Here is a 20,469-nt window from a genome sequence, read left to right on the forward strand (position 1 = left end):
TCACGGACCGGCCCGGCGCCACCGCGCCGGCGTCACCGCACCGGCAAGTGGTACGTGAGGCGGTAGCGGTCGGCCGGGACGACGACGTCGGCCGTCTCGACGGCGCGGCCCGAGGCGTAGTACGTGCGCTCCACGACCATGACCACGTGCCCCGGCACCCCGCCCAGGGCCACGAGTTCCTCGGCGAGGCCGGGGCGGGCCCCGACCTCCTCCACCACGTTGTCCACGACGACGTCGATCGCCGCCATGCGCTCGACGACGCCGCAGCCACCCAGGGGTCCCTCCTCGGGCAGCATGACGGGCGTCCGCCCGGTGACGGCGAGGGGCTCCCAGGAGGTGGAGACCATCAGGGGCTCACCCCCGTCCCGGTACACGTACCGCGTGCGCATCACCCGCTCCCCCGGCTCGATGCCGAGGCGCTCGGCCACCTCCGCGCTCGCCGGCTCCTGCTCGCTGCGCGACTCCCAGGTGCCGCGGGCCCCTTCGGCGGCCTGCTCCTGGCGGAAGGGGCTGGCGCCGGTCGCGGGCCGGTAGCCGGAGCGGGCGATCCGCCGCGGCACGGGACGCTCGCGCACGTACGTCCCGGACCCCGAGCGCCCCTCCACCAGCCCCTCGGCCATGAGCACCTTGCGGGCCTCCAGCGCGACGGTGTCCGACACCCCGTACTCCTCGCGGATGCGTGCCTGCGAGGGGAGGCGGGTATGCGGCGGAAGCGAGCCGTTGGCGATCTTCTCCCGCAGATCGCTCGCCACGCGCAGATAGGCGGGCTGCTCACCGAACGTCACTGGACACTCCCCTCAGGTTGACTGACAGCTACAGCGTGACAACCGACGGTCGCGATCCGCAAGCATGGGCCAGAGTTTCACCCGAAGTGATGAAACTCAGAGCTACCCGCGGTCACCCCGGGAAGATGCCGCCACACCCCTTGACCCCTATTGGTCCAGACCAATAAGTTCCTGCCCGCACGCTCCCTCCCGCCTCGCACAGGAACGAGCCCATGCGCCCCAGAGCCCTGACCACGCCGGCCTTCGGCACCGCCGCAGCGGTCGCCCTCGGCCTCCTCGCCACCCTGGCCCCCGCCGCCGACGCCCACACCGACACGCACCGGCACCCCTCGCACGCGCCCGCGTCCAAGCGCGTCGGCTACTTCACCCAATGGGGCATCTACGGCCGGAACTTCCAGGTCAAGGATCTGGAGACGAGCGGCACGGCCGCCAGACTGACCCACATCAACTACGCCTTCGGCGTGGTCGGTCCAAACGGCACGTGCGTCATGGGCAACGCCCCGGGCTCGGACCCGTGGGCCGACTACGTCCGACCCGTCGACGCCGCGAACTCCGTGGACGGCGTCGGCGACACCGCCGACCAGCGGCTCGCCGGGAACTTCAACGAGCTCCGCGAGCTCAAGGCCGCGCACCCCGGCCTCAAGGTCATGATCTCGCTGGGCGGCTGGAGCGGCTCCGCGCACTTCTCGGACGCGGTGCGCACCGACGCCGGACGCAAGGCCCTCGTCGCCTCCTGCATCGACACGTACATCAAGGGCGACCTGCCCGTCGACGGCGCCCGCGGCGGCGCCGGGGCCGCCGCCGGGATCTTCGACGGCGTCGACCTGGACTGGGAGTGGCCGGGCTCGGACGGCGCCCCGGGGAACGTGGTCCGCCCGGAGGACAAGACCGACTTCACCAAGCTCGTACGGGAGTTCCGCACGCAGCTCGACGCCTACGGGCGCTCGCTCCCGCAGCGCAGGCACTACGACCTCAGCGCGTTCGTGCCCACCGCCCCCGCCAAGATCGACGCGGGCTTCGAGGTCGCGAAGATCATGCGGGACTTCGACTTCGTGAACCTCCAGGGCTACGACTTCCACGTCTCCGGCGAGAAGACCACCGCCCAGCAGTCCGCGCTCTACGCCGAGGACGACTTCAGCGTCGACCAGACCGTCCGGGCCTGGCTGCGGCGCGGCGCCCCCGCCCGCAAGCTCGTGGTCGGCATGCCCTTCTACGGCCAGGGCTGGACCGGCGTGACCGGGGGCGGCGACGGACTCGGGCAGCCCGCGGCCGGCCCCGCCCCGGCGACGTGGGCGGCCGGCTCCGAGGACTACGAGAACCTGAAGAAGCTGGCGGAGTCGGGGGCGTACAAGCTGCACCGGGACCTCGGGAACGGCCACGCCTGGCTCTTCGACGGCACCACCCTGTGGACGTACGACGACCCGGCCGTGCTGCGCACCAAGGCGTCCTACGTCCGGCAGCGCGGGCTCGGCGGCGCGATGGTCTGGTCCCTCGACGGGGACACCCCGGACGGCGAGCTGATCACCGCCGTCGACCGGGGTCTGACCCGGCGCTGACGCTCGCCCGCCCCGAGAGCCGCGGACCGGTACCCCGCCGCTCACGGTGTCCCGGGACGGCGGTCGGTCACGGACCGCCGTCCCCGGTCCACCGTCCCGGTCCGCACACGACGGGGCCGGGCCTCCCGACGAGGGAGCCCGGCCCCGTTCACGTACGCCCCGGACGGCTCGGGCTCAGGCCTGGGTGCCCTCGCCCGCCGGCAGGGTGTCCGTCAGGCCGAGCGCGGTCCGCGCCTCCGCGCCCAGGTCCTCGGGGAGGGCGTCCCAGGCGGCGTCGTACGCGTCCCAGTAGGCGTCCGGGTCTTCCGCCGCGGCCAGTTCGCCCCAGCGCTTCGAGGCGGTGTCGAGCTCCTTGCCGAGCGCCGCGAGCGCCGCCTCGGACGTGCCGGGCCAGTCGTGCGCCTTCACGCCCGCGCGTGCGGCGTCGATCGCGACCAGCAGCTCGCCGGCCCACTTACGGTTGGCCTCGAAGTCCTCGTCCGCGTCGTCCTCCGGCTCCTCGTAGCCGGTCCTCTCGATCGGGTTGACGTTCAGCAGGAAGTACTCCTGGTCGACGGTCAGGCTGGTCGAGTCGGAGCGCAGGGAGCCGCTGAACGGCTTCTTCTCGGTGGCGAGCGCGCAGGTCACCGTCCGGTCGCCGAGGCGCCAGCTCTGGCTGCTGGGCAGGTAGTAGTAGGTCCAGACCTCCCTGGGGATCTTCCAGGTGTCCATCGCGTAGGCCTCGTTGAGCGACTCGCAGCGCTCCTGGGCGAGCTGGTCGAGCGGGTCGTCGCCGGGCCACTTGTCATAGCCGGTCACCTTGAAGTCTCCGGTGACCTCGCCCTGGTGCGGGCGGGCGCAGTCGACGACCTTGACGTCCGTCGCGTACTTCTCGTCCTTGCTCGCGTCGGTGAAGCACTGCCCCGTCCGCAGCGAGTACGGCGACTTGGAGCGGGCGGCCTCGTCCACGCCCTTCTCGAAGCTGTGCCACGCCGAGCTGATGCCGCCGGTCGCGAGGCCGACGACGAGCAGGAGGGAGCTGACGGCGGAGAGCACGATGCCGGCGATCGCGAGGCCCTTGCCGTCCTGGCCCCGCTTCCTGATCTGCGGGAGGGCGACGAGGCCGAGGACCAGGCCGAGGGGCGGGAGGCAGCAGACGATGCCGGTGACGAGGGAGCCGATGGCGAGGCCGTTGGTGGTGCGCCGGGGCGGCTGCCCGTAGGGGACGGCTCCGGGTGCCCCGGGCGGGCCGCTGTAGGGGCCTGCCGCGTACGGCATCCCCGGGGAGGTGTACGGGCCGGGGGCGGCCCAACCTCCGGGCTGCGGGCCGCCGATGGACTGCGGGCCGCCGGCGGGCGGCGGGACGGGCGGGGTCGGCTGGCTCGGCTCCACGAGTACGTGCTCCTGTTGCGGGCGGGCGATGCGAACAAACGATCGGTCGCGCATCGTACGTGGAGGGACCGACGCCGCGGCCACGCGGGGGCGAAGGAGGAAGGGGCGGCCGCCTTCCGGCGACCGCCCCTCCACCTCTCCGAGGGCTCAGAACTGCAGGGCCCAGGAGTCGATCTTCCCGGTGTCCCAGGCCGCGTTGTCCGTGACCCGCAACTTCCACGTGCCGTTGGCGACCTCCGAGGAGGCGTTCACGGTGTACGTGGTGTTGATGTCGTCCGCGCTGCCGCCGGTGCCGAAGGCCTTCAGCGTGTACGCCGTGCCGTCGGGGGCGACCAGCTGGACCTGGAGGTCACCGATGTAGGTGTGGACGATGTTCACCGGCACCTGGAGCGCGGCCGGGGCGTTGCCCGAGACGCCGCTGACGGTGACCGGGGACTCGACGGTCGCGTTGTCGTTGATCGCGTAGTCCGTGGTGTTCTCGAACTTCGGGCCGGTGGGCGGCGGGGTGGTGCCGCCGCCGACGTACAGCAGCCTGTTCGGGGAGCCGGTGCCGGGGCTGGTGACGACGTTCGGGGTCGCGGCGTTCACGAGGGCCGTGGAGACCTGCGCCGGGGTCGCCGTCGGGTTGTCCGCCAGGTAGAGGGCGGCGGCGCCGGCGACGTGCGGGGTCGCCATCGACGTACCGGAGATGGTGTTGGTGGCGGTGTCGCCGGTGCCCCAGGACGAGGTGATGGAGGAGCCCGGGGCGAAGAGGTCGAGGCCGCTGCCGTAGTTGGAGTAGCTCGCCTTGGCGTCGCTCGACGTGGTGGCGCCGACGGTGATGGCCTCGGCCACGCGCGCGGGTGAGTGGTTGGCGGCGTTGTCGGTCTCGTTGCCGGCGGCGACCGCGTAGGTGACGCCGGAGGCGATCGAGTTGCGGACGGCGTCGTCGAGGACGGAGTCGACGCCGCCGCCGAGGCTCATGTTGGCGACGGCCGGCTTGACGGCGTGCTGCGTCACCCAGTCGATGCCCGCGACGACCTGCTCGGTCGTGCCGGAGCCGGAGTTGTCGAGCACGCGGACCCCGACGATCTTCGCCTTCTTGGCGACGCCGTACGTCGAGCCCGCGACGGTGCCGGCGACGTGGGTGCCGTGGCCGTGGCCGTCCTGGGCGGTGTTGTCGTTGTCGATGGCGTCGTAGCCGTCGGAGGCGCGGCCGCCGAACTCGGTGTGGGTGATGCGGACGCCGGTGTCGATGATGTACGCCGTGACGCCCTGGCCCGCGGAGTCCGGGTAGGTGTAGCTCTGGTTCAGCGGAAGGGCCTTCTGGTCGATCCGGTCCAGGCCCCAGGAGGGCGGGGAGGGCTGGGTGCCGTCGATGTGGAAGACGCGGTTCTGGACGACCTTCGTCACGGCCGGGTCGGCCGCGAGCTTCCGGGCCTGCGCCTCGGAGAGCTCGACGGAGTAGCCGTTGATCGCCGAGGTGAACGTCCGCCTGATCTTCGCGCCGAACTTGGCGGCCACGGCCCGGCCCTGGGCGCTCTCCGCCCGGGCGGACTCGTCGAGGGTGACGATGTAGCTGCCGGGGACGGCGTCCGCGGCCCCGGCGTTCTCGATGACGCCTTCGGGGGCGGCCGACGCGGCGGCCGCCGGGAGGGCGGTGAGGGAGCCAAGGGCGAGGGCTACGACGGCGATGGCCGCGGCGGTGGCCGTCCGGCGGCGTGGTGCGCGCATCACTGACATGCGGGGGTCCTCCTCGTGGGGGTAAGGCAGGAGCACGACGTCGATCGCGGCACGATCGATAGCGACATGGACATGTCAAAACACCACGGGAGGCCCGCGTCGTCTCGAACGTCCGGCTGTCGAGCGAAAGATTGACTGATCCATAGGAATCCCACAAGGGCCCTCACAGAGCCGCAACACCCTTGCCACAGGCCTGTCATGCTGCCCCTCATGACCGCCTACGAGTGCCCCCGCTGCCGGATCCAGTCCCCCGTCGAAGCCCTCACCTGGTGTTGTCCGAAGTGCCGCGGCCCGTGGGACCTCGCGTTCACGAGTGCGCCGGTTCCCCTCCCGTCACTCGCCTCACGTGTGAATTCCTTGTGGCGTTACACGGAGGCGCTGCCTCCGCTGCCGTACGGGCCCGAGGTGAGCCTCGGCGAGGGCCGCACACCGCTCGTCCGCCTCACCGGTTCGGACACCGGCTCGGTCTCGGCCAAACTCGACTTCCTCATGCCCACCCTGTCCTTCAAGGACCGGGGCGCCGTGATGCTCGCCGCGCACGCCCGGCGCCTGGGGCCCCGTACGGTCCTCGCGGACAGCAGCGGCAACGCGGGCACGGCGATCGCGGCGTACGGCGCGCGGGCCGGGCTCGACTGCGTCGTGTACGTCCCCGAGGGCACGTCGCCGAAGAAGCTGGAGCAGATCCGGGCGCACGGGGCCCGGATCGTCGAGGTGCCCGGCGACCGCGAGGCGACGGCCCGGGCGGCGCGCGAGGCCGCCGACGAGCCGGGCGTCTTCTACGCCTCGCACGTCCACAACCCGTACTTCCTGCACGGCACCAAGACGTACGTCTACGAGCTGTGGGAGGAGCTCGGCGGCCGCCTCCCCGACACGATCGTCGTCCCCGTCGGCAACGGCACCCTGCTCCTCGGAGCCGCCCTCGCCGTCGAGGAGCTGTACGGCCACGGGCTCGTCGAGCGCCGGCCCGTGCTCGTCGCCGTCCAGGCCGAGGCCGTGTCCCCGCTGGCCGAGGCCTTCCACGCGGGCGCGGAGGACCTCACGGGGCCGGCCGTGGCGCGCCCCACCCTCGCCGAGGGCATCGCGATCCCGGCCCCGCCGCGCGCCCGACAGATCCTGCGGGCGGTCCGCGCGACGGGCGGCACGTTCCTGACGGTGACGGAGGAACAGATCCGTACCGCCCAGCGGGACCTGGCCGGCCGGGGCCTGTTCGTCGAGGCGACGGGCGTGGCCTGCTGGGCGGCGGTGAGCGCGGCCCCGCCCCGCCCGGGGCTCACGGTGGTGCCGCTGTGCGGGGCGGGGGCGAAGACGGGTCTGGCGTCCTGAGGACTCCCTGGTCCTCGTACGACTCAGAACTCGTCGGCGCCGTTGCGGAGCTCGTACGTCCAGTAGCCCGTCTTCGCGGCGGCCTCGTCGACGGCCAGGCCGCCGGCCGGGGCCTTGACGACGATGCTGCCCTCGGCCGGGCCCTGGGGGGCGAAGAGGTTCACGTTGAACTCCTTCACGACCTTGTTGTCCTCGTGGACGCCGCCGAGCGCGATCCGCACGTTCGCGTACGCGGGCATGCCGGCCTTCAGGACGATCGGCGCGCCCGGCTTGCTCTTCGCGACGGCCGGGATGTCCTTGGCGGTCTGGATCGGGCCGAAGGCGATGAGCGGGTACTCCAGCAGGGTGCAGGAGCGGCCGGAGACGTTGGTGGCGGTGAGGGTGATGTGCTCGGTCGGGACCTCGTCCGCCTTCGCCGCCGTGACCTTGATGTCGCCGTAGGCGCAGGCGGGGGCCGCGGCGGAGCTCTTGCCGCCGGAGGTGGAACCGGCCTTCGAGCCGCCGCCCGAGGTGGAACCGGCCTTCGAGCCGCCGCCGGTGGAGCCGGTGGAGCCACCCGCCGTCGAGCCGCCCGTGGAGCCCGAGCCGCTCTTCGCGGCGGCCTGGTCGGCGGTGCCGCCACCGGTCGCGGCGCTGTCACCCGTACCGGCGGTGGACTGGGCGGAGCCGGCGCTGCCCGCGTCCTTGGCGCCGGCCGCGTCGTCACCGCCGCCGCAGGCGGTCAGGCCCAGCGAGAGGACGGCGATGGCGGCGGCGGCCAGGACGGTGTTCTTGCGGTGGTTGCGCATGGTGGTACTCCCCCGTTGACGCGGTCGGTCGAGGCGCACGCCCGGTGCGTACGGCCTCGCGCACCGTCGTGTTCTCCCCGGTGCTGTATCCAGCTTCCCGACTCGCGCTGCCGTCCCGCTTGCGTACCGCTAACGATCCGCTGACAGCCGCTGGAGACGCGCCGCCGCCCGCGCCGAGCCCTCGGTGAAACCGGCCGCGTCGGCCGCGACGATCGCACGTTCCAGCTGGTCGGCGGCCTCGTCGAGACGGCCGATACCGGCCAGCGCCTCGCCCAGGGTGATCTGCAGCGAGGCCCGGATGACCACCGCGTCGGGCGCGACCAGTTCCCCGGCGCGAAGGGTGTGCGCGAGCGCCGCCTCGTACTCCTCCGCCTTCAGGCAGTGGCCCGCGAGGTGCTGGAGGGTCAGCACCTGGGTGGAGGGGTGGCCGGTGCGGTCGGCGAGGTCGACGGCGTGCAGCATGAGCAGGCCGGCCCGCTCGTGCTCCCCGGTCGCGTCCAGGACGGCCGCGTGGTTGACGTACGCGATGGCCTCGCTGATCGGGTCGCCGGCCCGGGCGGCCAGGCCGGGCGCCTTCTCCAGGTGGACCAGCGCCTCGGCGTCCCTGCCCTCCTCGTGCAGGATCCAGCCGAGCAGGGCACACGTGCGCGACTGGGCGTCGAGGTCGCCGATCGCCTCGGCCGAGGCGAGTCCGGCCTCCAGGATCGGCGTCCAGCCGTCCCCGATCCGCATGAGCATCAGCGGCCACTGCACGAGCGCGAGCCGCCAGGCCCGGTCGTGCATGCCGAGGGCGGCCGCGGCGGCGACGGCGCCCTCCAGGGCGGGCCGCTCGGCCGCGTACCAGTCGAGCGCCGCCGTACGGTCCTCGAACTCCCGTGTCGCGGCGGGCCGTCGGGCGTCGGCGGGAAGCGAGTAGCAGGGCTGCGAGCCGGGCTCGGCGGCGGCGTCGGCCGCGAGGCCCGTGTACAGGTAGTGGTCGAGCAGCCGCGGCAGGCCCTCGGGGTCGGCCTGCGGGGCGAGATGGCGGGCGTAGAGGCGCACCAGGTCGTGCGGCGTCCAGCGGCCGGGGACGGCCTCGGTGAGCAGGTGCGCGGCGGCGAGCCGGTCCAGGTCGGAGGAGGCCTGCCCGGGCGTCGTCCCGGCGAGCGCGCCCGCCGCGAACCGGTCCAGGTCGGAGCCGGTGTGCAGGCCGAGCGCGCGGAACAGCCGGGCGGCGGACTCGGGCAGCTGCTGGACGGTCAGCCGGAGAGCCGCCGAAACCCCCCGGTCCTCGACGTCCAACAGGGCCAACCGCCCCTGCTCGTCGGCGAGCTCGCCGACCATCGCGTCGAGGGTCCACTGCGGCCGCTCGGCCAGGCGGGCCGCCGTCACGCGGAGGGCGAGCGGCAGGCCGTCGCAGAGCCGGGCGAGCCGGGTGGCGGCGGCCGGTTCGGCGGCGACGCGCTCCGCTCCGAGCACGGAGGTGAGCAGGGCGGCCGAGGCGGCCGGCTGAAGGTGTCCGAGCGGCACGGGGCGGGCGGCGTCGGAGGCGATGAGGCCGCCGAGCCGGTCGCGGCTGGTGACGAGGGTCGCGCAGTGGTCACCGCCGGGCAGCAGCGGGCGGACCTGTTCGGAGGAGCGGGCGTTGTCGAGGACGACGAGCAGCCGGCGCCCGGCGGCGAGGGAGCGGAACAGCGCGCCGCGCGCGTCGACGGTCTCGGGGATCCGCTGCGGGAGGACGCCGAGGGCGAGCAGGAACTCCCGCAGGACGGCGGCGGTCTCGGGTTCGGCGGTGTCGCTGAAGCCGCGCAGGTCGGCGAAGAGCCGCCCGTCGGGGAAGTCGCCGCGCCGCTCGTAGGCCCAGTGGACGGCGAACGCGGTCTTGCCGACACCGGCGGGCCCGGTGACCAGACAGACGGGGCCGTCCCCCGCCCGAACGGCACGGTCGAGCGCGGCCAGCTCGGCGCCGCGCCCGGTGAAGCCGCGGGGCGCCCGCGGCAGGCCCTCGGGCGCCGGGGCCTTGACGTCGACGGCGGGCCGGGGCGTGGGGACGGGCGCGGTGGAGCGGAGCAGCGTCGCGTACGCCTCGCTGAGGGTCTCGCCGGGGTCGACGCCCAACTCCTCGGCGAGCAGCCGTCGGGTCCGGTGGTACCAGTCGATCGCGTCGGACTGCCGGCCGGAGCGGGCGAGCGCCAGCATCAGCGCGGCGGCAAGCGACTCCCGCAGCGGGTGGGCGACGGCCTCGGTACGCAGGACGGCGGCGGCCCTGCCGTGCTCACCGAGCTGCCCGTACGCCTCCGCCAGCGCCTCGACGGACGAGAGCCGCATCTCCTCCAAGCCCCCGGCGGCGGCCTCCAGCGGTCGACTGTGCACGGTCCCGGTGAGCGCGGGCCCCTGCCAGTAGGACAGGGCCTCCCGCAGCATCCGCACCGCGTCGGCGGGCCGCCGCTGCACCCCGGCAAGCCCGACGAGCTCCTCGAACCGATGGGCGTCGACGAGCGACTCGGGCATCCGCAGCACATAGGCGGACCCCTGCGTGGCGAGCTCGACCCCGTACGCCTCGGCCCCGTGCTCGGCGAGCAGCGCCCGCAGCCGCGAGACATGCCCCTGGAGGACGGTCTTGGCGTGCGTGGGCGGCTCCTCCTCCCACAGGGCGTCGATCAACTGCCCGACGTTCACGGCACTGTTGGGCCGCAACAGAAGCATGGCCAACAGACTGGACCGCTTGGCGGGCCCCAAGGCTACGTCCCTGTCCTCCGTCACCAACGCGACGGAGCCGAGCAGCCGGAACTCCACCTGTATACCTCCGCGATCCCTCTCCCCCATTTCCCCCGGCAGTCGAGGATACGTGGGGCAAGAGGGTCACCCACGACACGACGTCGCCCGACCGGCCCTACTGTCCGATTCGCGACAGTCGACCGGGAGCCGGCTCTCACTGGATCCGATCCCGTGGGCGACGCGCCGACACCGGCAGCCACCATGGTGACCTGAGTCACTCTTCGCGACTTCCGCGCGACCTTCTCCCCCCGCACCGCGGCTCACCTCCTGAACTCCCGAGCAGCGAAAAGATGAACCGATTCCTTGCGCAGTGCCACTGCGCAGTCTCCTGCGTACGCGATGCGAGGCATCGCCGGCGCCACACACCAGCTGTCCCATGTTGCTAGATTCCTTTTCGTGCCCCTTCCGCACGGACCCCTGCGGAAGAGTCGAGCCCTATCGGCACCAGAAGAAGACTGCGCAGTATTGCTGCGCAGATCTCGTCGCCATTCAAGTGAAGCACCCGAGCGAGGAGTTCCCGGTGGAGAACACGGATGCACACGGCCCCGCCGCAAAGGTCGTCGATCGGCTGTGGCGGGCGTACGCACCCTTTCAGCGAGGCCGGAGCACGGACCGCGACCTCACCGCGATGCTCGCCATCCTGCTGCTCGCGGGGTTCATCGACTCGGCGGACGATCCGGGTGAGGAAGTCGTCAAGCCGTGGTCCAGAGCTGTCGCGGAAGCGCGCACCGGGTATCCGCCGCTGAGGGACCTGAACAACGCACTCCTCCTCGCCTCACGGCATGACCGGTTTCCCGTACTCGCGTCGTGGAATCCGGAGAAGGTCTTCGCCGGTGACGGCGGGGCAGACGATCTGCCCTGGGTGGCGGACTTCCTCACCGCGCTCCGACAGCCCCCCGCCGCCGAGGCCGGACTCACAGCGGTCAGCGAGCTGCTCATGGAACGGTACGTCGCGGAGAGTGCCGCCCGGACGGGCGAGTACTACACACCGCGCGAGGTCACGCGACTGGTCGCGGAGTCCCTGTCGCCGCAAACCGGCGATCGTGTACTCGACCCCGCCTGCGGCACCGGAGGGTTCCTCGCTGCCGCCGCGCAGTACGTCGCGGAACAGGGCCACGGTGGCGGCGCCTCGTTCGAGGGCTACGCGATGGACCACCGCAACCCCCACCTGGCCATGCTGAACCTGGCCCTGCACGGGGTCGACCGACCCTTGGTACGCGCCTCCGACCCCGGGTCGATGTTCCGGAGTCCGGGCAGCGGCATGGCCGACTTCGTGCTGTGCAACCCGCCGTTCAACCAGCGCGTCCCGGGTCTGGAACACCACGACTGGCCCTTCGGGCAGCCGCCCGAGTCGAACGCGAACTTCGCCTGGATCCAACTCGCCTGGGCCCGGCTCAGCGAGAAGGGCAAGGCGGCCCTGGTCATGCCGCCGGGGGCCGCCTCCGCCCCCGGCCGCGAGGCGGAGATCCGCAAGGAGCTGCTGGCCGGAGGCGCCCTTCTCGCCGTCGTCGCGCTACCGGCCGACCTGTTCTCCCACACGGCGATCCCCGTACACCTGTGGATCCTCGCCCGCGACAAGTCCCGCCATGTGCCCGTCGGCGAAACCGAGTCCGTCCTCTTCATCGACGCGAGCCGGCTCGGCACCCAGTCCCCTCGCCAGGCGCGGGTGCTCGGCCCGTCCGACAGGGACCGCATCAGCAACCGGTTCCGCACCTGGCTGCGGGCTCCCCACTCGACCCCCGACGAACCCGGATTCTCCCGCACGGTCCCGTACGAAGAGATCCTGGAGAACGACGGCTGCCCCCTCGACCCCAAGCTGTACGTGGTCCCCGACCGGGAGCCGCCACGCGCGGCGCTGGACACTCGGCGCCTGCTGGACGAGCTGATGACGCAGGCCGAGTCGACGGCCGCCGCGACGGGCCGGCTGTGCAAGAGCTTCGACCGGAGCGAGCGGGTGGCCCGCGACGAGACCCAAGCCCCGCGCGTGCCGCTCCGGCGCGTGCTGGAGGACGCCGCGGAAGGGCTGCCCGAGGCCCCGGCCCTGCTGCTCGCGGGACCGTCCGGAAGCCTGATCCGCGCCGACCACTACGTCGACGACGGCGGCGTCCCCGTCGTCATGCCCAAGGACCTGACGGGAAGCGGCTTCAGCACGGCCGGCATCCGGTGCATCAGCGAGCGACAGGCCAGGGGACTGGAGCGCTTCCGCCTCCGCCCCGGCGACCTCGTCCTCGCACGCCGCGGAGAACTGGGACGAGCCGCGGTCGTCCGCGAGGAACAGCACGGCTGGGTGTGCGGCACCGGATGTTTCCTGCTGCGCCCCCCTGCCGGGCTCGACCCCGACTACTTCGCCGCGTATCTGCGCGGTCCGGAGGCGCGAACATGGCTGGAAGCCCACTCCACCGGGAGCATGAAGATGAAGACCATCTCCCTCGGCGTGCTAGGCGATCTGCCCGTCGTACTGCCCGGCCTCGCGACGCAGCGGGCGATCGCCGGCACGATGGCACGGCTGGACGCACACGAGCGCCTGCTGCGCGAACAGCTCGATCTGACCCGGCGCATCCGCCGCGACGCGCTGAACGGAGGCATCATCCCCGCGCCGTAGGCACGCGCGGCCGTGGCCGGGTACGGAAACGAGGCTCCGGGGAGCACCCCGCTCCCCGCTGCCGCAACGACTACCGTGAAGCCATGACCGCACTGCCCGACTGGATGCGCCCGCCCCGCGCGGAAGGCTGGTTCGCGGAGGACCTGGACCACCTCCCGGAAGCACCGCGCCACACCGAGCTGATCGACGGAGCTCTCGTATTCATGATGTCGCCCCAGCGGTCGTGGCACGGCCGCCTCGTCACCGGTCTCACCATGGCGTTCATGGCACAGGCCCCCGACGGCGTCGAGGTCGAGCGGGAGATGACCATCCGCCTCGACGCCCGCAACCGCCCGGAACCGGACCTGCTCCTGACCACCGCCCCGTACGACGCCGACCGCACCTGGTTCGCTCCGGAAGACGTCCAGCTCGTCATCGAGGTCGTCTCCCCCGAATCCGCCCATCGCGACCGGACCGTCAAGCTGCGCAAGTACGCCGAGGCGGGAATCCGGCACTACTGGTGCATCGAGGACGAGGACACCGTCCCCGTCGTCCACGTCTACGAGCTCGACGAACCGACCGGCGTCTACGCACCCGCCGGCATCTTCCGGGGCACCCTCCAGCGCCCGGTGCCTTTCGAGATCAGCCTGGACCTCGACAAGCTCGCACCGCCTCGTACCGGCTGAAAGCCGGTACGAGAACGCGGAAGGGGCCGGAATCTCCCGATTCCGACCCCTTCCAGCCTGTACGAACAGACGTTTCTGTACGACTAGACGTTGAAGCGGAACTCCACCACGTCGCCGTCCTGCATGACGTACTCCTTGCCCTCCATGCGGGCCTTGCCGGCGGCGCGGGCTTCGGCGACCGAGCCCGTGGCGACGAGGTCCTCGAAGGAGATGACCTCGGCCTTGATGAAGCCCTTCTGGAAGTCGGTGTGGATGACACCGGCCGCCTCGGGGGCCGTCGCGCCCTGCTTGATCGTCCAGGCGCGGGATTCCTTCGGGCCGGCCGTCAGGTAGGTCTGGAGGCCGAGGGTGGCGAAGCCGACGCGGGCGAGGGTGGCCAGGCCGGGCTCCTCGGCGCCGACGGACTGGAGGAGCTCCATGGCGTCCTCGTCGTCGAGCTCGGCGAGGTCCTGCTCCAGCTTGGCGTTGAGGAAGATCGCCTCGGCCGGGGCGACCAGGGCGCTCTGCTCGGCCTTGAAGGCCTCGTCCGTCAGCTCGTCCTCGTCGACGTTGAAGACGTACAGGAACGGCTTGGTGGTGAGGAGGTGGAGGTCGTGCAGGAGCTCCGCCTTCTCCGAGCCCTGGACGATGCCCTGCGAGAAGAGGGTGTCGCCCTTCTCCAGGATCGCCTGGGCGGCCTCGACGGCGGCGACCTTGGGCGCCGTGTCCTTCTTGATCCGCATCTCCTTCTGGAGGCGCGGCAGGACCTTCTCGATCGTCTGGAGGTCCGCGAGGATCAGCTCCGTGTTGATCGTCTCGATGTCGTCCTTCGGCGAGACCTTGCCGTCGACGTGGACGACGTTCTCGTCCTTGAAGGCGCGGATGACCTGGCAGATCGCGTCCGACTCGCGGATGTTCGCGAGGAACTTGTTGCCCAGGCCCTCGCCCTCGCTCGCGCCGCGCACGATGCCCGCGATGTCGACGAAGTCGACCGTCGCCGGGAGGAGGCGCTGCGAGCCGAAGATGTCGGCGAGCTGCTGGAGGCGGGGGTCCGGGACGCCGACGACGCCGACGTTGGGCTCGATCGTGGCGAACGGGTAGTTGGCCGCCAGCACGTCGTTCTTGGTCAGGGCGTTGAACAGGGTCGACTTGCCGACATTCGGCAGACCGACGATTCCGATCGTGAGCGACACGGTGGCGACTTCCTGAAGTGTGGATGGTGGGCCGATCCCCCAGTTTACGGGCGGGCCGAACCGGCCAGTGACGGAGACCTTCGGTCGATCTCGGGGGCAAGGTCACCCAAAGGGCGTGTCCCGGACCCGGTTCCCGCCCCTTTCCGACCTACGTTGGTCGTGTGGAGCAGCACAGGACAAGTCAGCCGCAAGGCCGCCGAAGGCCGCAGACCCCCGCCACGCCGCCGGTCGCACCGCCCGGGGCGCTCGTGGAGGGCGCGGCCGTCTACCGCGTGACCGGCAGATCCGGGCGCACGCCCGGACGCGCCCGCGTGGAGCGGGCCGGAGCGGGTGCCCCGGCGCGCCCCTCCGGGCGCCGGCCCGTGCCCCCGGTCGTCCTCGCCCTGCGCCGGCTTCCCTCGCCCCGCCTCACCGGGCTCGGCGCCGGGCTCTTCGCCTCCGCCGTCATGCTGGCCCTCGGCCTCCTCGACCAGCTGCTCCTCGACGGCTCCCCCATCGTCTACGGACTGCTGTTCCTGCCGGTCAGCGCCCTGACCGCGCTCTGGGTCCGGACCGCCGACCTGGTCACCGCCCCGATCGGCATCCCCATCGCCTTCGCCGTCGGCGTCGTCCCCATCGCGGGCGGCACGGGCGGCTTCGGCGGCCAGGCCATGGCCGTCGTGACCGCACTCGCCGTGCACGCCGGCTGGCTGTACGGCGGCACCCTCGTCGCCGGCCTCATCGCGAGCGTCCGCAAGGTGCGGGACATGGGGCGCCGCCATCAGCGCGCCGCCACCGGCCGCACGGCCTCCGGGGTGGGCGCCACGCCGGGCGAGGGCCCGGGCGGCCGTGCCCCGGCGGCGGGACGCCGACCGGTGGCCTGACGGGGCCCGCCCTCGGACCGTCCGCACCGTCGGGCTCCTGCGGCGGGACGCCTGCCGGTGACTCGGCGCGGGCCTCGGACCGTCCGCGCCACCCGGCCGCGGCAGGACGCCGACCCTTAGCCCGACGCGGCCCCCGACCGTCCGCGCCGCGCGCCCCCGGCCCCTGGCCCGACGCCCTCGTCAGACCGCCCGCGCCGCCGCCATCCCCGCCCCCACGATCCCCGCGTTGTTCTGCAGCTCCGCCGGGACGATCTTCGCTCGGATGCCCTCGATCAGCGGCAGGAACTTGTCCGCCTTGCGGCTCACGCCGCCGCCGATGATGAAGAGCTCCGGCGAGAAGAGCATCTCCACGTGCGCGAGGTACTTGTTCAGCCGTTTCTTCGCCCAGTGCTCCCAGGTGAGGTCCTCGTCCTCCTTGGCCCTGGTCGAGGCGCGGGTCTCCGCGTCGTGGCCCTTGAGCTCCAGGTGGCCCAGTTCGGTGTTGGGGACGAGGCGGCCGTCGACGAAGACGGCGGAGCCGATGCCGGTGCCGAGGGTCAGCAGGATCACCGTGCCCTTGCGGCCCCGGCCCGCGCCGAAGGTCATCTCCGCGACCCCGGCCGCGTCCGCGTCGTTCAGGACGGTCACCGGGAGCCCGCCGATGCGGTCGCCGATCAGGGCGCCGGCGTCGACGCCGATCCAGGACTTGTCGACGTTGGCTGCCGTACGGACGGTGGAGCCCGTCACGACGCCCGGGAAGGTCACCCCCACCGGTCCCGTCCAGCCGAAGTGCGCCACGACCTCCGCGACGCAGCCCGCCACACCGTCGGGTGTGGCGGGCTGCGGGGTCAGCACCTTGTGGCGCTCCTCGGCGAGCGCGCCGCGCTCCAGGTCCACGGGAGCGCCCTTGATGCCCGAGCCGCCGATGTCCACTCCGAAGACGTTCATGGACCCAACGTTACGGGCAGGAGCTCTGCGTCACTCGTTTTCGAGCAGGGCCGCGGCCTCGGCGCGCAGGTCCTTGTTGCGGAGCTCCTTGGGCAGCGAGAAGGTCAGGGACTCGTCCGCCGTCTTGACGATCTCCACGTCCGCGTAGCCGCGCTCGGCGAGCCACTCCAGGACCTCCTGCACCAGGACGTCCGGGACGGAGGCGCCGGAGGAGAGGCCGACGCTGGTCACGCCCTCCAGCCAGGCCTCGTCGATCTCGCTCGCGAAGTCGACCAGGTACGCGGCGGGGACGCCGGCCTGCTTGGCGACCTCGACCATGCGGATCGAGTTGGAGGAGTTCTTCGAGCCGACGACGATCACCAGCTCGGCCTGGCCGGCGAGCTCCTTGATGGCGGTCTGGCGGTTCTGCGTGGCGTAGCAGATGTCGTCGGACGGCGGGGAGATCAGCTGCGGGAACTTCTCCTTCAGCGCGTCGACCGTCTCCATCGTCTCGTCGACCGAGAGCGTGGTCTGGGAGAGCCAGACGACCCGGGAGGGGTCGCGGACCTCGACCTTGGCGACGTCCTCGGGGCCGTCGACGAGCTGGATGTGGTCGGGGGCCTCGCCGGAGGTGCCGATGACCTCCTCGTGGCCCTCGTGGCCGATGAGGAGGATGTCGAAGTCGTCCTTGGCGAAGCGGACGGCTTCCTTGTGGACCTTGGTGACCAGCGGGCAGGTGGCGTCGATGGTCGCGAGCCGGCCCACGCGGGCCTCCTCGTGGACGGTGGGGGCGACGCCGTGCGCGGAGAACATCACGATGTTGCCCGGCGGCACCTCGGTCGCCTGGTCGACGAAGATCGCGCCCTTCCGCTCCAGGGTCTGGACCACGTACTTGTTGTGGACGATCTCGTGCCGGACGTAGATCGGCGCACCGTACTGCTCCAGGGCCTTCTCCACGGCGATCACGGCACGGTCCACGCCCGCGCAGTAGCCACGGGGAGCGGCGAGCAGGACACGCTTCGGGCGGTTCGTCGCGGAGGCGGCATCGGGCGTCGGCGCGGGCGTTGCAGTCATGCGTCCCATCGTAAGGCCGCGTCGGTGAGCGGTTGGAGCGGCGCCGTGGCCGAAACTGGCGCCATGGCTCAGGAGACGCAGGCGGCCGACCACGAGAAGCTCCGGCGGAACCTGGGGTTCCGCGACCTTGTCGTGTACGGGCTGCTCTTCATCGCCCCGATGGCGCCGGTCGGCGTCTTCGGCACGCTGGACGCGAAGTCGCACGGGGCCGTCGCACTGGTGTACGTCGTGGCGACGGTCGCCATGGCGTTCACGGCCTTCAGCTACGCCCAGATGGTGCGGGTCGCGCCGCAGGCCGGCTCCGTCTTCGCGTACGCGCGCAAGGGCCTCGGAGAGGGGCCGGGATTCATCGCCGGGTGGATGGCGATGCTCGACTACCTGCTGATCCCCGCCGTCGCCTACCTCTTCGCGGGCATCGCGATGGAGGCGCTGGTCCCGGAGGTGGACCGGTGGGTGTGGACCGGGATCGCCGTCGTGGTCACCACCCTCCTGAACCTGTGGGGCGTGAAGGCCGCCGCCCGCGTCGGCTTCGCCGTGCTCGCGATGGAGATCGTCGTCCTGCTGGTCTTCGTCGTGTCCGCGGTGGTGGTGCTCGTACGGGACGGAGGGCTGCGCGACGGCTGGTCGCCGCTCACCGGGGACGAGTCGTTCTCGCTCGCCGCGGTGATCGGCGCCGTCTCGGTGGCCGTCCTGTCGTACCTGGGCTTCGACGCGATCGCCTCCTTCGCGGAGGAGGTGACCGGGGGCTCGAGGAAGGTGGCGCGGGCGGTCCTGTTCTGCCTGGCGCTCGCCGGCCTCCTGTTCGTCGCCCAGACCTGGCTGGTCGCGCTCCTCGAACCGCTCTCCTCGGCCGAGCTCGCCGCCGACCCGGCCAAGCAGGGCTCGGCGTTCTACGACGCCGTGGACGCGTCGGTCGGCGGCTGGCTGCACGACCTGGTGGCCGTGTCGAAGGCGATCGGCGCGGCCTTCGCGGCGCTCGCCGGGCAGGCGGCGGGCGGCCGTCTGCTGTTCGCGATGGCCCGCGACCGGCGCCTCCCGCACCTGCTCGCCCGTACCGACGGAGGCGTCCCGCGCGTGGCGCTGCTCGTGTCGGCGACCGTGACGATGATCGCGGCTCTGTGGGCGGCCCGCCGGGACGACGGCCTCGACCACCTGGTCTCGGTGGTCGACGTCGGCGCGCTGACCGCGTTCGTCCTGCTGCACGCGAGCGTGGTGGGCTGGTTCGCCGTACGGCGGGCGGAGGGGCCGCCGCACTGGTTCAAGCACATCGTGATGCCGGTGGCCGGCGCGGCGATCCTGATCGCGGTCATCGTCGAGGCCTCGGCCGCCGCGCAGGTGGTGGGCGTGGTGTGGCTGGGGGTGGGACTGGTGGTCCTCGCGGTCCAGGGGGCGACGCGGACGTCCGCGGGCGCGTGAGGCCGCCGTGGGGCGAAGACGGGTCCACGCGCGCGTGAGGGCCGGCCGCGCGTGGGGGCCGTGTCCACGCGCGCGTAGGGAACCCCGTGCGTGAGGTCCCGCGCGCGCAGGACGTCCCTGGGCACGAGGTCCGCCGTGTGCGGGACGCCCCCGCGCGTCAGGCCGCCCGACGCGGTCCTCGCCGACGCGCGCCCCTGACGTTGTCGTACCGCGCGGTTACGCTCGGTCCATGGGTCTGACTACGTCCGCCGAAGCACCGCTTCCCGTCGGTGAGGTCTCCCGGCTCATCGGGGGGTGGATCGACCGGCTCGGGGCGATCTGGGTCGAGGGGCAGATCACGCAGCTGTCGCGGCGCCCCGGCGCCGGGGTCGTCTTCCTGACGCTGCGGGATCCCTCGTACGACATCTCCATCGGCGTCACCTGCTACCGCCAGGTCTTCGACGCCGTCGCGGACGTCGTCTCCGAGGGCGCCCGGGTCGTCGTGCACGCCAAGCCGGAGTGGTACGCGCCGCGCGGGCAGCTGTCGCTGCGGGCGGTGGAGATCAAGCCGGTCGGGATCGGCGAGCTGCTGGCCCGGCTGGAGCAGCTGAAGCGGAGCCTGGCCTCGGAGGGCCTGTTCGCGCTCGACCGGAAGAAGCCGCTGCCGTTCCTGCCGCACCTCGTGGGCCTGGTCTGCGGCCGCGCCTCGGCGGCCGAGCGGGACGTCCTGGAGAACGCGCGCCGTCGCTGGCCCGCCGTCCGCTTCGAGGTGCGGAACGTCGCCGTGCAGGGCGTGAAGGCGGTCCCGCAGGTCGTCCAGGCGGTCAGGGAGCTGGACGCGCACGAGGACGTGGACGTGATCATCGTGGCCCGGGGCGGCGGCAGCGTCGAGGACCTGCTGCCGTTCTCGGACGAGAAGCTGATCCGTACGGTGGCCGAGTGCCGTACGCCGGTGGTGTCCGCGATCGGGCACGAGCCGGACTCGCCGCTGCTCGACCTGGTGGCCGACCTGCGCGCCTCGACGCCCACGGACGCGGCCAAGAAGGTCGTCCCGGACGTCGGCGAGGAGCTGGACCGGGTGCGCGGGCTGCGGGACCGGGCGCTGCGGACCGTGCGCGGCCTCCTGGAGCGCGAGGAGCGCGGCCTGGCGCAGGCGCTCGCGCGGCCCGTCATGGAGCACCCGCAGCGCATGGTCGAGGTCCGCGAGGACGAGGTGGCGGCGCTCCTGGCGCGGAGCCGGCGGGTCCTCGGGCACCTCCTGGACCGGGCGGACTCGGAGCTCTCCCACACGCGCGCGCGGGTCCGGGCGCTGTCGCCCGCCGCGACGATGGAGCGGGGGTACGCGGTGCTCCAGCGGGCGGACGGGGCGGTGGTCCGCTCCCCCGAGGAGGTCGCGGAGGGCGAGGAGCTGCGGGCCAGGGTCGCCGAGGGCGATTTCACGGTGCGGCGCGTGCCGGATCCGGCCTGAGCCGGCCCGAGCGGGAAACACA

15 protein-coding genes are annotated in these 20,469 nt (G+C 72.6%); 7 read left to right on the forward strand and 8 right to left on the reverse strand.

Going from position 1 to position 20,469, the window contains the following annotated elements; genetic code table 11:
* Window positions 1-32: 32 nt before the first annotated feature.
* Entirely contained in the window at window positions 33-785 is a 753-nt protein-coding gene (locus ACFYX3_RS01565) for a GntR family transcriptional regulator (protein WP_382660785.1), read from the reverse strand.
* A gap of 212 nt (window positions 786-997) precedes the next feature.
* Between ACFYX3_RS01565 and ACFYX3_RS01570 the strand changes: the two genes are divergently transcribed.
* Entirely contained in the window at window positions 998-2,341 is a 1,344-nt protein-coding gene (locus ACFYX3_RS01570) for a glycoside hydrolase family 18 protein (protein WP_389007040.1), read from the forward strand.
* Between the two features lie 174 nt (window positions 2,342-2,515).
* Here the strand turns inward: ACFYX3_RS01570 and ACFYX3_RS01575 are convergent, their stop codons facing one another.
* A complete protein-coding gene (locus ACFYX3_RS01575) occupies window positions 2,516-3,712 on the reverse strand; it encodes a DUF4190 domain-containing protein (protein WP_389007042.1) in 1,197 nt (398 codons plus the stop codon).
* 147 nt (window positions 3,713-3,859) lie between these two features.
* Window positions 3,860-5,434, reverse strand: a complete 1,575-nt coding sequence (locus tag ACFYX3_RS01580) for a S8 family peptidase (protein WP_389007044.1) — start codon at window positions 5,432-5,434, stop codon at window positions 3,860-3,862.
* A 198-nt stretch (window positions 5,435-5,632) separates the two neighbouring features.
* Here ACFYX3_RS01580 and ACFYX3_RS01585 point away from each other — a divergent pair, with 198 nt between their 5' ends.
* Window positions 5,633-6,757: a threonine synthase gene (locus ACFYX3_RS01585; protein ID WP_389007046.1), complete on the forward strand. Its 1,125-nt coding sequence runs from the start codon at window positions 5,633-5,635 to the stop codon at window positions 6,755-6,757.
* Between the two features lie 23 nt (window positions 6,758-6,780).
* On the opposite strand, the gene ACFYX3_RS01590 is transcribed toward ACFYX3_RS01585, so the two are convergent.
* Both ACFYX3_RS01590 and ACFYX3_RS01595 read right to left on the reverse strand, forming a co-directional pair.
* A complete protein-coding gene (locus ACFYX3_RS01590; protein WP_389007048.1) occupies window positions 6,781-7,545 on the reverse strand; it encodes a DUF4232 domain-containing protein in 765 nt (254 codons plus the stop codon).
* A gap of 129 nt (window positions 7,546-7,674) precedes the next feature.
* Window positions 7,675-10,320: a BTAD domain-containing putative transcriptional regulator gene (locus ACFYX3_RS01595; RefSeq protein WP_389007050.1), complete on the reverse strand. Its 2,646-nt coding sequence runs from the start codon at window positions 10,318-10,320 to the stop codon at window positions 7,675-7,677.
* A 502-nt stretch (window positions 10,321-10,822) separates the two neighbouring features.
* Between ACFYX3_RS01595 and ACFYX3_RS01600 the strand changes: the two genes are divergently transcribed.
* Complete coding sequence (locus ACFYX3_RS01600) at window positions 10,823-12,904, forward strand: N-6 DNA methylase (RefSeq protein ID WP_389007052.1); 2,082 nt, start codon at window positions 10,823-10,825, stop codon at window positions 12,902-12,904.
* Between the two features lie 83 nt (window positions 12,905-12,987).
* Window positions 12,988-13,569 (forward strand): Uma2 family endonuclease, encoded by a 582-nt coding sequence (locus tag ACFYX3_RS01605; RefSeq protein WP_389007054.1) that lies wholly within the window; start codon window positions 12,988-12,990, stop codon window positions 13,567-13,569.
* 83 nt (window positions 13,570-13,652) lie between these two features.
* On the opposite strand, the gene ychF is transcribed toward ACFYX3_RS01605, so the two are convergent.
* A complete protein-coding gene (gene ychF / locus ACFYX3_RS01610; protein ID WP_389007056.1) occupies window positions 13,653-14,741 on the reverse strand; it encodes a redox-regulated ATPase YchF in 1,089 nt (362 codons plus the stop codon).
* Window positions 14,742-14,902: 161 nt separating this feature from the next.
* Between ychF and ACFYX3_RS01615 the strand changes: the two genes are divergently transcribed.
* On the forward strand, window positions 14,903-15,604 hold the full coding sequence (locus ACFYX3_RS01615) for a DUF6542 domain-containing protein (protein WP_389007058.1): 702 nt from the start codon (window positions 14,903-14,905) through the stop codon (window positions 15,602-15,604).
* A 180-nt stretch (window positions 15,605-15,784) separates the two neighbouring features.
* Here ACFYX3_RS01615 and ppgK read toward each other — a convergent pair whose 3' ends face one another.
* A complete protein-coding gene (gene ppgK, locus ACFYX3_RS01620; protein ID WP_376588249.1) occupies window positions 15,785-16,531 on the reverse strand; it encodes a polyphosphate--glucose phosphotransferase in 747 nt (248 codons plus the stop codon).
* A 30-nt stretch (window positions 16,532-16,561) separates the two neighbouring features.
* Window positions 16,562-17,593, reverse strand: coding sequence for a 4-hydroxy-3-methylbut-2-enyl diphosphate reductase (locus ACFYX3_RS01625; protein WP_116159063.1), 1,032 nt, complete (start codon window positions 17,591-17,593; stop codon window positions 16,562-16,564).
* 54 nt (window positions 17,594-17,647) lie between these two features.
* Between ACFYX3_RS01625 and ACFYX3_RS01630 the strand changes: the two genes are divergently transcribed.
* Together ACFYX3_RS01630 and xseA are read left to right on the forward strand one after the other, a co-directional pair.
* Window positions 17,648-19,000, forward strand: a complete 1,353-nt coding sequence (locus ACFYX3_RS01630; RefSeq protein ID WP_389007061.1) for an APC family permease — start codon at window positions 17,648-17,650, stop codon at window positions 18,998-19,000.
* Between the two features lie 229 nt (window positions 19,001-19,229).
* Window positions 19,230-20,447, forward strand: coding sequence for an exodeoxyribonuclease VII large subunit (gene xseA / locus ACFYX3_RS01635; protein ID WP_389007063.1), 1,218 nt, complete (start codon window positions 19,230-19,232; stop codon window positions 20,445-20,447).
* Window positions 20,448-20,469: the final 22 nt, after the last annotated feature.

Origin of the sequence: Streptomyces sp. NPDC002463, from assembly GCF_042889835.1 — a bacterium.
In the GTDB taxonomy this organism is placed as follows: Bacteria; Actinomycetota; Actinomycetes; order Streptomycetales; family Streptomycetaceae; genus Streptomyces; species Streptomyces nymphaeiformis.